Source organism: Bacillus altitudinis (assembly GCF_001191605.1).
Lineage (GTDB): Bacteria > Bacillota > Bacilli > Bacillales > Bacillaceae > Bacillus > Bacillus altitudinis.
This window is the reverse complement of record NZ_CP009108.1, coordinates 3,254,981-3,267,645: the sequence shown is the minus strand read 5'-3', so window position 1 is coordinate 3,267,645 and position 12,665 is coordinate 3,254,981. Positions and strand designations below refer to the sequence as shown.

Here is a 12,665-nt window from a genome sequence, read left to right as displayed (position 1 = left end):
TATTTTAAAGTTATTGAAAAATGTTACGGTGCAGTTCCGCAGCTGACCTTATATTCATGGTCTTCTACCTTTTTTGAATAACAGACGGAAGGCGTCATTCCCGTCTCACTTTTCCAAGCCTGCCAATACACATCATAAAGCTGACCATATTGAGGGTCTACATCGTCCTTTTTTTGCAAAATAGCAAAATAGCTTTGGTAAGGGTAGCCTTCTTGATAAATGGCATGCCGTATCGCTCCTCTTTCAGTCGCATTTGTAAAAACCATGGGCGACAGCAAGGGAAGGGTGATGATCACGACGAGCAGGATGAAAAATGAAAAAAGCTTATGTCTTGTTTTCATCAATGAATGTCCTTTCCTTCACAAGAGATCATTTGTATAATATGTTAAAATTGTCCTGTTGTAAAGAAAGAGACTACTAGATCACAAGCGGATTTTATCAAAAATAGACAAGCATCTAATCACTAATCGCGCCTCTTACATACGATAGAGTGTAAGTGAAAGACAACTTGAAGGGGTGTTGAGATGAGCCGGAATCGATTAGACAATTTTTTCTTTGGACCTCGCAGGGGGAATCATGGAGAAGTTGAAACGGTTGTATCCCCTACACGTCAAATTGTCAACACGACAACAAATGTACAAACGATCAGAAAAATTCATCCAACTCATATCACAAACGTCAATAAAAACATCAAAAGAATTGAAAACTACTACCCTGTGACGCAATCTACTCGAAATGAGTATATTGTGGAAGAATATGACTGTGGCAGTGATATCAAGAATCCTTGCTGCCGCCCGGTCAAACGCTGTAAATGGTAAGATAATGGTATATAGAAGTGAGGCATCCTGTGATGGGATGCCTTTTGTATGTTTAACGCTCTATTTCATTTAGTTGTCCGTGATCAAGCTCGAAAAAACGATTTCCTAATTCTGAATAAAGGTAGCGCTGATGGCTTGTAAATAAAACACATTGATCAGAGAATTCTTCTTTTAATAAAGAAATAGACTGCATTTGAGATGCCTCATCAAGAGATGTAAAAGGTTCATCAAGAATGATTAGTTCTGGTGATCTGGCTGCCATACAATTAAAGAAAAGCTTATATCTCATACCTAGTGAATATTGTTTGACAGGCATCTTAAGTGCATGAGTTAAATCAAATGCATCACAAAGCGAGAGAAAGGTCTTTTTGTATACCTCTTTTTCTGACTGATTCATTTTCCATAGTGACTGTATAAGAGTCATATGCTCAATACCAGTCAGCGCATCATAAACCAAAGGCTTATCTGGAATGTACGCGACCAACCCTTTAAAAAGAGCTGACCTAGGATGATGCTGTTCGTTGAGTAAAATCGTTTCGGATACTGAAGGAAGCAGACCTGCGATGATCTTTAAAAGTGTCGATTTACCGCTGCCGTTTTTCCCGATAATACAAGCACGATCACCTTCTTTCAGATGAAAGGATACTTGATCAAGGAGGGGAGAGCTTTCTTCAGTTGTTTCATAACGAAAAGATAGCTGAGACACTTGCAAACTAGCCATTGATAAATCCTCCAATAACAAAAACAGTGGTCACCAGCATATACAAGATGACGGTCGCGAGGGCGGCTTTTTTTGATCCTTCAGCATAATAAATGATCCCATCATATAGGATGCGTAAAAGGTACAAGTTGATCAAAAAAGAAATCGCTTGGATGATGATAAAATAATGATCTAAATCGAGTACCATCACACAATAGATCGCTGCGCTATTCACTAATAGAAGAAACGCATTATAAAGCAAGATGACAAAATACATTTTGCGCAAAATAAACGTTTTATGAAAAAAGTACATATAAATCGAAGTAACGACAGTACCAAGAAAATTCAATATGAAATAAAGCGGGATTGTCAGTAAAAAGATAAACACAATGCTGGCTAATTGTTTTCCAGCAGATAAAGGCTCCTCTACTAACAAATCAATGATAAAAAATGTTAAAAAAACAGTCGAAACAAATAAAGATAGTAAGACAAGACCTACAATGGTTTTGATCGATTGATGTTGATTGAAAAATTGTTTAGGGCGTAGAAGTAGCTCCATAGAACCACATTCTCCTTTCTTCTAAGATAGATGTACATGGCTGACATATTCCTCTAAAAGAGAGGCAATCAACAAGAGCACTACAGCGGCAAAGATTAACTGAATCACAGTCCGAGTCAGCTTTCTTACATCAATGGCCTTACCTTTCATAAACCGGTAAAGATAAATAAATGGAAAAGCACTGACGATTGAAAATAGGATCAAACCAAGAACCTCAACAAAAGCATGTGGCATGAGGCCAGTGAATAACTGCTGTACTTCATGCTGAGCTATCAAAAACTGAATGAGTTTTCCGATGATATAGCCATTATAAAAAAGAATGCCAGCAGACATAATGCCGCCAGTAAAAGCCCCGATACCTAGAATGGCAAGCCCAACCTGTAAATTGTTTGAAAAAATAGAGAGAAAAAACATGTCTTCATCCTTTTTTAAATAAGGAATCTGATCATAAGGAAGGAGGCATCCAATGAGCAAAGCTGCAATAAATACACCGGCGTAAAGATAGCCGAGACGTAGAATCAATCTATTCTCCGATAGAAAATATCTTATTTTTTTCAACATACTCAATTCCTTTATAAATGGTCTTGCGGCATAATATCCAGCAAATCACTGAAACGATCGCAAAATATATAGCGAACAGCACGTTTACGAGCCCTGAGGATTGCTGCAATATAGGGAGAAAAGAGGTCAAAATCAAATAGTACATAAAAGGCAGTACAAGAAAGTTTCTGGCAAATGCCTGACCTTTATCGATGATCTCTAGTTCCTCATTTGTTGTGCCTATTTCATGCTCATGAATAAAATTGAATTTCGTTGTGATTGGAAACAAGTACAGTTGGATTAAAGGAAAAATGAAAAAGCCAATCCCTAATGCCACCAGTTGAATGAGCATCTGAACATGAAACAGTTGATACACAGTCATAATAGATAGATTAATGAATAGTAAACAGAGTGCTGGTATGGAAAATAAACAATAAAATAACTGGATTTTTGATAAGAAAAATTGCAAAAGAGATATTTGAGAAAGCTCGTAAAGCCAAATGTTCTTTTTTTCAGCACTTAAAGCAAAAATAGAAGGTGTCAGCATTCTCATCTCATAAGATTGATTTGCTAGTATCATAATATTGAGTGTGAATAGCAGCTGAATTTGCAAGGCTTGATGATCGATGATCGAGATCAATCCGGTAAAAACACCAATATAAAAGAAGGCTTCATATGACATGAACATATAATTAAAAAATTCTTTAGATAAGAGCCACCTTTTTTCTTTCAGCAGCTTGATGTCTTTTTGAATCAACACATTTTGTCTAAACAACAAACCCTGAATTTTATGCAGTACTTGAAAGTACCAATAAAATAAATCCCGAAAATGCTTTGAGCTTTGGTCTTGATCTTTTTCCGTTGGAATCCATCGAACAGGACTTCTCATGACAAGCGCACTACCTAGTATCACAACAATCAATGTAATAGGTGAATTAAAAAGGGCTTGAAATTGTAGAAAAACAGAGCCATCTGAAAATAAAGCATGATGCATTTGCTGAAGATCATGTTGATATAAAGAGATCAGCTTGTTTGAAAGAGTGATCCAAAACGAATCCTCTGCAAGCGATGAGATCGATTGAAATAGTTGCTGGAAGGTGTGATAAAAAGGGAAAATGATGTTTAATATGAGAACCCTTCCGAAAAAGAAAAAAAGCAAAGCGATGCTTGCAAAAAAGAGGACACGAATGGCCCCGATTTTTTTTACGACGATGTTATAAATATAAGCACCGAATATCTTATTGCTGATGATAAATAGGAAGATACTTGTCAGCAACACATTGACATGTTTTAACCAGAATGCCAGATCGTGTGTTTGAACAATATCATATTGAAACAAAAAATAGATCAAATAAGTGCTCAAACTCGTAAACACAAGCCAAATCAATTCTGAAAACAGAAGTGTTTGAAAAAGTTGTCTAGAGGAAACAGGTGCTAGCTGTATCAATTCTTTAAAAGGAAGAAGATGAGTTCTTCTATAAGATTCAATTCCTTTGACGATAGAAAATAGAAATAAAAACATCACAAAAGCACTTTCCCATTCTATTTGATAGACGGGGGAGTAAAGAAATGAAGATATAACGAATACAATCATGCATCCGAATATGATATCAAGAATACAAGAAAAAAATATGTACTGTTTTGAAGAAAACGACTTGAGAAATGGAATTTTTCGTATAACGTACTGAGCGATATTAGAATACTGCTGCTCCAGTCTAATGGATAGAAGTAGTGATAATAAAGGATATAACATCTTCTCACCTGCACAAAAATTTAAATAGAAGGAGAACAGAGTCTCCTTCTATTGAGTCGTTAAATAAATTACCAAGCGATAACGGCTTTACGGCCTTTTTTCTTAATTTCGTTTTTAAGGTATTGACGAATTGTCTCTTTACCAGCCGCAGCAATAAGAGAAAGACCGCCTGAACCTACAGCAGTTAAAATGGAGACAATTGTAGTGACAGCTCCACCCGCTTCAACCACATTAAGAACCACAGCGGCAACACTGCCTGGAATACCAAATTCTTTTGCTAGATCAGCAACTGGCAGTACTTGTAGCGAGAAGGAAAAAAGAGCTAGCATAAGGAATCCTACTGCTAAAGCACCAAAAAGAACATGTAGTTTGATTTCATTTCTTGTTTCTGTCATATCAAATTCCTCCCTTTTTTGTATTTTTATTACTATTCTATCTTATGATATGTTTTTGTTCATATCAATCCTTTTTTTTCTTTTTTTTCATGAATTAGTTATAGGTTAATATAAAATAAGTGAAAAGATAAGTGAGAAAAGAATCGTTTTGGATAGGGAATATCGAGTGAACATGATCAAAATGACCTTGTTTTCACAAAAACGAAAGAGAGCCTAAAAGTCTATAAGAAATGTGCTATATGTAAATGAACCAATATTCTTTGATCAAAAGCTTCTTTCAAGATAAAATTGGAAGTATCAATTCATTCTGATGGAGGCGATTTTCTGAATATTCGATTGTTAACACCAGAAGATGCTCAAGAATATGCGAACTTGAGATTAGAAGCACTCCGATTAAATCCAGAGAGTTTTGCTATGAGTTACGAGGAAGAGAAGCTAGATACGAAGAATAAATATAAGGCTCGTTTTGCCTCTACACAATCTATGTGGACATTCGGTGCCTTTCATCAAGGTCAGCTGGTCGGCTCGGTTACACTCATACAAGAAACCTTGCAGAAATTAAAGCACCGTGCCAATGTGGCAGCGATGTATGTAACGGCTAATGGACGCGGAAAAGGAATAGGGAAGGCGCTCCTGACAAAATTACTTTCTTTTGCACGCGAAAAAAAAGACATCGAACAAATATATTTAACAGTGGTCACAACAAATGACCCAGCCAAATATCTTTACATGTCTGTTGGATTTAAGTCGTATGCGGTAGAGGAAAAAGCACTAAAAATAAATGGTGCATATGTAGATGAGGAAAAAATGATGCTATGTTTATCATCGTTTGGAGGGGATATAAATGAGCCAGCCAGTCATGCGCATCACATTGGCAGCCGGACCAAATAGTGAGCTGGAATCCTTTGCGCTTCGTGCAGCACTTGAAAACTTTGGCGCAAAAGTCGATATGCATTGGATAGGCAGACCGAATGACCTGATTAATGTTTTATCCGGGAGGAATAGAGGCGAGACGGATTTCATTCTTTTATCCTTTCACGGAGAAGAAGGAGCGTTTCTCATGCCGGAGTTAGGAGAAGATGTATACGAAGAGGGTGAGCCGAGAGGTGCTGCTTTTGGTGCGGATGACATAAAGTGGTATGCTTCGTTAAATGGAGTCCACATTATATGTACAGGCTGTACACTAGGCGAAAAAAAGGTGGCAGAAGCTTTTTTAGAAACAGGGGCGATATCCTATACAGCGCCCGATGACTACATTGATGGAAATGCGTCATTTATTTTTGTTCTCACCATGCTGTATGAGCTGGTGAACAACTCAAAGACAGTCAGAGCAGCTTTTGACCAGGCACGCTCTATTGATGAAGAAACAAAGTTATTCCAACTGTATATGCAAAAATAAGGGCTGAGCAATCAAGCCCTTTTTATATGTCTCTCGTAAAATATGTCGAAAATGTGACAAGTGTGTTTTTTGCAAACTAAAAAGGGGCTTCGAAAAGTCTATCCTACAAACACACGCCATTTAGACAGGACGGCATCACGAGAGGAGAATCATTGTGTCAATCAAAGGGAAAGTCATTCTTGTTCTATGCGGACTTGCGATTGTCATCGGAATCGCTGGATTTTATCATAATCAGCAAGCAAGCGGGACAGAGAGAAAAAAAGTAGAACAAGATGCGAGCTACAAACAAGTTGAAATTGTCACACTTGTGAATGACGGGAAATTCATGAGATATGCTGTCAACTATCCGCTGTTTCATCAAGAAAAACTAGATCAGGAGATCAAAAGATTTGCAGAGACCGCGTTAGAAAAGTTTAAAACATCGTTTAGTCAAGCGAGTGATGTCAATGAAGAGAAACGATACGAGTTAAACATCGATTATGAGATCATTCATTATGCCAAGCAAACCGTCGCAATCAGATTCAATACATATGAAGTGAAGGGCGGAAAGCAAGGCGTCAATCAAACGAAGGTGATGAACTTTGATTTCAAGAAACAGACATTTTTATCAATCAACGATATCTTTCTATCAAAGAAGGATAATTTTCAAAAATTATCTCATATGACTTTTGAGGAATTAAAAAAAGATCGAACGCTAGCTGAAAATCAGCCGCTGCTCAAACGGGGAACGTCTCCTGAGGCGAAGAACTATCAGTATTTTGCCATCAAAGATCGTTTTATTGAATTCTACTTTCCAAGAGGACAAATCGCTCCAAATCATCAAGGCCCTCAAGTGTTAGCGATTAAGAAAACACTGCTGAAAGGAATGTTAAAGCCAGAATACATCAATAAAGAAAAGAACAAAAACGAGAAAAAAGAACCGATCGCAAAAAGAAAGATCGTAAAACTGCCAAAACAGCGAGTAATTAACCCACATCAAAAAGCCATTGCCCTTACATTTGATGATGGACCAAATCCATCAACGACTTCAAAAATCTTAACAGCTTTAAAAGAAAACAAAGGACATGCGACATTTTTTGTATTAGGCAGCAGGGTTCAGTATTATCCCGATATGTTAAGTGAAATCAGAAAGGGTGGAAATGAAATTGGAAACCATTCCTATAACCACCCTTTGCTTACAAGACTTCCTTTAAAACAAGCGGTCAAACAAGTAGAAGACACGCAGCAAATCATTGAAAAAGCGAGCGGGTTCACACCGACTCATTTTAGACCACCATATGGCGGGACAAACGGGCAAATCAACGAAGCTCTTCACATGAAAGTGACCCTTTGGGATGTGGATCCTGAAGACTGGAAATATCGAAACAGCCAATACGTCGCGAACTACATTCTAACTCATGCATCTAGCGGTGAAACGGTCTTAATGCACGACATCTATGACACCTCAGCCAACGCAGCCGTCACGATTATCAAAGAACTTACAAAACAGGGATATCAATTATTGACGGTATCTGAGCTTGAGCAGTGGAAGGAAGCGCGTGAGAAGAAAGGTGAGTCGAATAGGTAATACCCCTTTTGGTGTGAATCTTAGTGGATTCGCATCTTTTTTAGGCAGGTCATGAAAATAAAGGGAAAATCTGTTATGGTGAATATGAAGGGGGACTTCAAGTGGTATTGATAAGATTTATAAGTCTCGTTATGCTGACAGTGGTTGGTTTGGCTTTTGTCATAAACAATGTACCTGGTTTGATGTTGCCCATCTATATACTTTCAATGATCGGGCTTATGTTCTGTCTCGGTCACATTGCGCTCCATTATCTACAGCGTATCAGATATTTGTTATACGATGAGAAACAATTGAAAGAGAATCAAATAAACAAACCTCCCGCTAAATGAAGGAGGTTTTTTACTTGTCTGTTTTTCAATGATTTTCTCGTTTGACTCCTTGAATTGTCTCAAAAGAGAGACGATGTTCCTCGTAAATCTGATTTGGACAATCAGTAAGAGCATAATGATCCACGAGCTAAGCCCTCCAATCTTTCGTAACAAGGATACAGTATAATGAGAAAAGATTGATATGAACAGCTCGTTTTATATTTTCGACAATGGGTGAGGAGGATTCAGTTGAAGAGAGTAGACGTGGTGTCAGCTTTGATTTATGACATGGATGAACATATTCTCATGGTGAAAAATGTGAAAGGTTATTGGGAGTTTCCCGGTGGTGCAGTGGAAAAAGGAGAACATCTGCAGCCAGCTGTGATCCGTGAGGTGAGAGAAGAAACAGGATATGTGATTAAAGTAAATGAACTTCATTCTGTTAGAGAAATACTTTTTCAAGATAACATGCATCATGCACTTATTTTTACGTTTTTTGCGGAAATCATCGGGGGAGAGATGAATATTCTAGATCCTGATCATGATATTGAAGAAGTAAAATGGGTAAGCAACCAAGATGCTGAAAAATTAAATCCACAGTTATTCAGCATGTTAAAATTAAATAAACAGACGCGTGCATTTTACACATTTGAAGGAAAGAGAACAAGGGATCAATAAATGAACAAGGAGAGAATGGAATGTTTTTGTATTATGGACCAACCGGTGCTCCAGTGGAAAATCCGGGAGAAGAATGGATGAAAGAAATCTTCTTCCATAAGGATGAAGACTATTGGAAACAAGGGAATGGAGAATCTTCTATTGAAGTGGATGAAGATTGGGAAACGGAAAGTCTTGTTTTCTTTTATCATAAACCTTATGGCTTTTTTCTCATGAGATATCCAGATTTTTTGGTTCCTTTTAAAAAAGTAGAGAAGATAGAAACGATCAAGCATGTCGTTGCAGGCGCACCATTGTATGTACCTTCATGCAGCTACGTCGATCGACATCAAGCTTATGAAATCGTTCAACATTTTCTAAAAACAAAATCGATACCTGATAGTGTTGAATGGGTGGAGTTGAGGACGATTAATTTTCAGCAAAATCTATAAATTTTTTACGAGGGAACCAGATAGACACGTGTTAAGGGGGATGAAATGCATAGTTTAGACGATACGATGCACCTACATGTTGGCTATTATGAACAGGGTGTTGATATTGAAGGGATGTTTTTTAAGAGTTTAGACACAGGAAAATGGCTATTATTTTTTGATCATACATGGTATGGGATCACGCTTTTAAAGCATTATGAAAAATATGAAGATTTAGGGCTGTTGATTGGGGAGTATTCCATTGAAGATGACAAAATTGAAGATGAAGGAAATCAGTTGTTTGAGCGTTTTTTAAAAGAAAACGGGATATTGAAGTCAATGGAGTGAACAGATATTTCTTAGCCTTTAGAGTATTTTTAAATCTAATAAGGGTCAGTCTTATATAAGAAACAAAGAATGGTCAAAATAAAAAACAGACCTAATGTGGTCTGTTTTTTTATCAACCCAAAATGAATGGATTTTTTTATATCTTTCAAATCACTTCCCCTTCTCCCGCTTCCGTTTCTCCTTCTCCGCTCGGTAAAACTCATGAAACATCTTCATCAGCGCGCGTTTCTCTATCCGAGATACATAACTCCTTGATATCCCGAGCTCCTTGGCTATTTCCCGCTGCGTTTTCTCTTTTTTTAAGTCCAAACCGAACCGGCCGACGATGACTTCTTTTTCCCGGCCGTCGAGAATGTCGATATATTCTTTTACTTTTTCAAGCTCCATGTTGAGCTGAATGGTATCAATCACGTCTTCATTTTCTGATTTTAAGACGTCAATTAATGAAATTTCATTTCCTTCTTTATCTTGACCGATTGGGTCATGCAGAGAGACGTCCTTTTTTGTTTTTTTGAGTGCGCGTAAATGCATGAGGATTTCGTTCTCAATACAACGCGCCGCATATGTCGCCAGCTTTGTTCCTTTTCCAGAGGAATAGCTTTCGATGGCTTTAATGAGTCCGATCGTCCCGATGGAGATGAGGTCTTCAGCGTCTTCCCCGGTATTTTCAAATTTCTTGACAATATGGGCGACGAGCCGAAGGTTATGTTCAATCAGCATGTTTCTTGCGTGTTCATCGCCCTCTGCCATGAGGGCTAAGTATTTTTTCTCATCATCTCCCGAAAGGGGTTGTGGAAAGGCATTGTTTTTGACATAGGACACTAAAAACACCAATTCTTTGACCATCAATCCCATCGCTGTAAATACTCCTGCCACGATTTTCACCTCCACCATGTTTAGGCCGCTGCCTATATCCTCAAATGTATGTGAAGGAAGGATTGTCTGTGTCTGTACGATGAAAAAATCATCTTATTTGAAAGAAGCGTGCTTGTGTGCGTATGTTTTTGCTGCACCTCTCATATGTTTGCGGTTTCTTTGCGGTGCTTGGCGGTCTAGAAGCGTGCTAAAATATGTAATATTAGACCGAAAAGGAAGGGGTTTTTTCGGAACATGGGGAAGGTTCTTTCTTCACATGTCGGTATGAAAATTAATGAATGGTATCGAATGATACGGCAGTTCAGTGTTCCAGATGCGGAAATCTTGAAAGCGGAAGTAGAAGCGGAAATTGAACGTATGGAAGAGGACCAGCATTTACTGATTTATTATCAGCTCATGTGTTTTCGGCACCAAATTATGCTCGACTATATACACCCTTCAAAATATCAACCTTTCTCAGTATCTAACCTTGTCGATAAAATCGAAAATTCCAATCATGAGTTATCTGATATGCTGCATTATTACCATGCATTTTTTCGTGGCATGCATGAGTTTAGTCAAAAAGAATATTTGGAGGCCGTCAAATATTATCGCATGGCAGAAAAACAGCTGTCTATGGTATTTGATGATATTGAGCAGGCTGAGTTTCATTTTAAAGTAGCAGAAGCCTACTATATAATGAAACAAACGCATGTCTCCATGCACCATATTTTAAAAGCGCTTGAAATATACGATCAGCATGATGCATATTCCATTCGCATTATTCAGTGCCTCTTTGTCATCTCGGGAAATTATCAAGATTTAAAACGTAAAGATCGAGCACTGCCTCACTTGAAAAAGGCGAAACAACTCGCATCTGAAATTGACCACCCGCGCATTTATAGCTCAGCACTCTATAATTTAGGGAAATGTTACGGGGAGTTAGGTTATCGAGAAGAAGCAGAACGATATTTAACCGAATCGGCTGACCTCGCCAAAAAAGAGCTGCTTCCCACGCTGCCTCATACACTTTATACACTGGCCAAGCTGCTTTTTAGACAAAATGAGCAGACTGAAGCAAGGCGCATATTAGAGGATGGGAAATTGGCCGCAAAGAAGCATGAAGACCAGCTGTTCTGTCATATGTTTGAGTATCTGGATGCTTTATATGTTCAGGAAATCAATGAAGAACAACTGCAAAAAACCATTGATTATTTGGAAAAACTTAGCCTATACTCTTATATAGAGGATATCTCACTAGAAATTGCGACAGCCTTAGAAACCTCTCAACAATACCAGAAGTCCAACCAGTATTATCAAAAATTGCTATGGGCTCAAAATCAAATCCAAGAAGGAGAGTGTCTGTATGAATTCTAAGCAACGTTCGACAGTTGAAGAGAGAAACCAAACGTGAGACAAAAAGCGGGCCTGATGGGCCGGCTTTTTTTATGTGAAAAAGAAGCGTAGACGATCACGAAACTTGAATGAATTCATCAGAAAGCGGGCAATTTAATGTGTAATGATGTTCTGTGGAGGCGGTCTGATGAAAGGGTTGCATATCTTGTTATGTATATTGGTAATATGCGCTTTTGTTCCTGGTAACATAGAGGCGCGTACATTAAAAAGAATCGACCTAGAAAAAACGGGACGAGCCTTTTGGGACATGAGAGAGGAACGGAAAAAGATTGCGTTAACCTTTGATGATGGGCCTCATCCGGTATACACAAATCAAATACTAGATGTACTGAGAGAGCATGAAGTGAATGCCAGCTTTTTTGTCATCGGAAGCCGTATTCATGCATATCCCCTGCTCGCAGAGCGGATTGTGAGCGAAGGAAATGAGCTTGGCAATCACACGATGAACCATACGTATTTTGACCTTTTGTCATCGAAAGAAATCAAGCAAGAATTAAAAGAATCAGCGGCTCATATCGCTTCTCTCCAGCCTGGCGGACCCTTATTATTTCGTCCCCCGGGCGGGCGCTTGACGATGAAGTCATTCCGCATTCTTTCAAAGCAAGGATACGATGTCGTGATGTGGTCCTTTACGCAAGATCCGAAGGACTGGTCTAGGCCAGGTGCACACAAAATTGCCAGCCGTATTATTGAGAATATTCAGGGCGGTGATATCATCCTTTTACATGATGGCGGAGGAAATCGTAAACAGACAGTAGAAGCGCTGAAACAAGTCGTACCTGAACTAAAGAAAAGAGGCTATGAGTTTGTGAAAGTGAGCGAACTGGTGCACCATAACAGAGATTATCTACCGGTTCAATTACAATAAGAAACAGTCATTCATTGAAACCAAAAGTCTTGTCGTTTACTATATGAAGAG

General features: G+C 38.4%; 16 protein-coding genes. 9 read left to right on the top strand and 7 right to left on the bottom strand.

The features are described from left to right. Positions 1-23: 23 nt before the first annotated feature. A complete protein-coding gene (locus ID12_RS16515) occupies positions 24-341 on the bottom strand; it encodes a hypothetical protein (protein ID WP_008342561.1) in 318 nt (105 codons plus the stop codon). Positions 342-524: 183 nt separating this feature from the next. Here ID12_RS16515 and ID12_RS16510 point away from each other — a divergent pair, with 183 nt between their 5' ends. After that, on the top strand, positions 525-818 hold the full coding sequence (locus tag ID12_RS16510; RefSeq protein ID WP_017358055.1) for a CotD family spore coat protein: 294 nt from the start codon (positions 525-527) through the stop codon (positions 816-818). 52 nt (positions 819-870) lie between these two features. Here the strand turns inward: ID12_RS16510 and ID12_RS16505 are convergent, their stop codons facing one another. The 5 genes from ID12_RS16505 to ID12_RS16485 form a co-directional block, all read right to left on the bottom strand. Beyond that, positions 871-1,539: an ABC transporter ATP-binding protein gene (locus ID12_RS16505; RefSeq protein WP_017358054.1), complete on the bottom strand. Its 669-nt coding sequence runs from the start codon at positions 1,537-1,539 to the stop codon at positions 871-873. Continuing rightward, positions 1,532-2,077 (bottom strand): hypothetical protein, encoded by a 546-nt coding sequence (locus tag ID12_RS16500; RefSeq protein WP_050827462.1) that lies wholly within the window; start codon positions 2,075-2,077, stop codon positions 1,532-1,534. Before ID12_RS16500 ends, ID12_RS16505 begins: the two co-directional genes overlap by 8 nt. Before the next feature lie 21 nt (positions 2,078-2,098). Next, positions 2,099-2,599, bottom strand: a complete 501-nt coding sequence (locus tag ID12_RS16495; protein WP_050827460.1) for a stage II sporulation protein M — start codon at positions 2,597-2,599, stop codon at positions 2,099-2,101. A 1-nt stretch (position 2,600) separates the two neighbouring features. After that, positions 2,601-4,139: a hypothetical protein gene (locus ID12_RS16490; RefSeq protein ID WP_234717155.1), complete on the bottom strand. Its 1,539-nt coding sequence runs from the start codon at positions 4,137-4,139 to the stop codon at positions 2,601-2,603. A 299-nt stretch (positions 4,140-4,438) separates the two neighbouring features. Then, entirely contained in the window at positions 4,439-4,765 is a 327-nt protein-coding gene (locus ID12_RS16485) for an uberolysin/carnocyclin family circular bacteriocin (RefSeq protein ID WP_017358050.1), read from the bottom strand. 288 nt (positions 4,766-5,053) lie between these two features. Here ID12_RS16485 and ID12_RS16480 point away from each other — a divergent pair, with 288 nt between their 5' ends. From ID12_RS16480 to ID12_RS16450, 6 genes are all read left to right on the top strand, one after another. After that, the gene (locus ID12_RS16480; RefSeq protein WP_017358049.1) at positions 5,054-5,656 is read left to right on the top strand and encodes a GNAT family N-acetyltransferase; all 603 of its coding nucleotides are present in this window, start codon (positions 5,054-5,056) and stop codon (positions 5,654-5,656) included. Then, complete coding sequence (locus ID12_RS16475; RefSeq protein ID WP_050827455.1) at positions 5,610-6,164, top strand: hypothetical protein; 555 nt, start codon at positions 5,610-5,612, stop codon at positions 6,162-6,164. The genes ID12_RS16480 and ID12_RS16475 overlap by 47 nt, the downstream gene beginning before the upstream one ends. 154 nt (positions 6,165-6,318) lie before the next feature. Then, positions 6,319-7,731: a polysaccharide deacetylase family protein gene (locus tag ID12_RS16470; RefSeq protein WP_050827453.1), complete on the top strand. Its 1,413-nt coding sequence runs from the start codon at positions 6,319-6,321 to the stop codon at positions 7,729-7,731. A gap of 557 nt (positions 7,732-8,288) precedes the next feature. After that, the gene (locus ID12_RS16460) at positions 8,289-8,717 is read left to right on the top strand and encodes an NUDIX hydrolase (protein WP_050827452.1); all 429 of its coding nucleotides are present in this window, start codon (positions 8,289-8,291) and stop codon (positions 8,715-8,717) included. A 20-nt stretch (positions 8,718-8,737) separates the two neighbouring features. After that, positions 8,738-9,148 (top strand): Imm1 family immunity protein, encoded by a 411-nt coding sequence (locus ID12_RS16455; RefSeq protein ID WP_050827450.1) that lies wholly within the window; start codon positions 8,738-8,740, stop codon positions 9,146-9,148. 45 nt (positions 9,149-9,193) lie between these two features. Continuing rightward, on the top strand, positions 9,194-9,475 hold the full coding sequence (locus ID12_RS16450; RefSeq protein ID WP_048003093.1) for a DUF3986 family protein: 282 nt from the start codon (positions 9,194-9,196) through the stop codon (positions 9,473-9,475). A gap of 150 nt (positions 9,476-9,625) precedes the next feature. Here ID12_RS16450 and sigK read toward each other — a convergent pair whose 3' ends face one another. After that, positions 9,626-10,354, bottom strand: a complete 729-nt coding sequence (gene sigK, locus ID12_RS16445) for an RNA polymerase sporulation sigma factor SigK (protein ID WP_058014952.1) — start codon at positions 10,352-10,354, stop codon at positions 9,626-9,628. Between the two features lie 231 nt (positions 10,355-10,585). On the opposite strand from sigK, the gene ID12_RS16440 reads away from it, so the two are divergent. Next, a complete protein-coding gene (locus tag ID12_RS16440) occupies positions 10,586-11,707 on the top strand; it encodes a response regulator aspartate phosphatase (protein ID WP_007501361.1) in 1,122 nt (373 codons plus the stop codon). A gap of 166 nt (positions 11,708-11,873) precedes the next feature. Next, positions 11,874-12,614, top strand: a complete 741-nt coding sequence (locus ID12_RS16435; protein WP_024718802.1) for a polysaccharide deacetylase family protein — start codon at positions 11,874-11,876, stop codon at positions 12,612-12,614. Positions 12,615-12,665 lie beyond the last annotated feature (51 nt).

What these genes read in the sequence shown, in the direction of transcription:
- ID12_RS16515 (WP_008342561.1), bottom strand. Translation starts at nt 341, where the DNA reads ATGAAAACAAGACATAAGCTTTTTTCATTTTTCATCCTGCTCGTCGTG.
- ID12_RS16510 (WP_017358055.1), top strand. Translation starts at nt 525, where the DNA reads ATGAGCCGGAATCGATTAGACAATTTTTTCTTTGGACCTCGCAGGGGG.
- ID12_RS16505 (WP_017358054.1), bottom strand. Translation starts at nt 1,539, where the DNA reads ATGGCTAGTTTGCAAGTGTCTCAGCTATCTTTTCGTTATGAAACAACT.
- ID12_RS16500 (WP_050827462.1), bottom strand. Translation starts at nt 2,077, where the DNA reads ATGGAGCTACTTCTACGCCCTAAACAATTTTTCAATCAACATCAATCG.
- ID12_RS16490 (WP_234717155.1), bottom strand. Translation starts at nt 4,139, where the DNA reads ATGTTTTTATTTCTATTTTCTATCGTCAAAGGAATTGAATCTTATAGA.
- ID12_RS16485 (WP_017358050.1), bottom strand. Translation starts at nt 4,765, where the DNA reads ATGACAGAAACAAGAAATGAAATCAAACTACATGTTCTTTTTGGTGCT.
- ID12_RS16475 (WP_050827455.1), top strand. Translation starts at nt 5,610, where the DNA reads ATGAGCCAGCCAGTCATGCGCATCACATTGGCAGCCGGACCAAATAGT.
- ID12_RS16455 (WP_050827450.1), top strand. Translation starts at nt 8,738, where the DNA reads ATGTTTTTGTATTATGGACCAACCGGTGCTCCAGTGGAAAATCCGGGA.
- ID12_RS16450 (WP_048003093.1), top strand. Translation starts at nt 9,194, where the DNA reads ATGCATAGTTTAGACGATACGATGCACCTACATGTTGGCTATTATGAA.
- ID12_RS16440 (WP_007501361.1), top strand. Translation starts at nt 10,586, where the DNA reads ATGGGGAAGGTTCTTTCTTCACATGTCGGTATGAAAATTAATGAATGG.
- ID12_RS16435 (WP_024718802.1), top strand. Translation starts at nt 11,874, where the DNA reads ATGAAAGGGTTGCATATCTTGTTATGTATATTGGTAATATGCGCTTTT.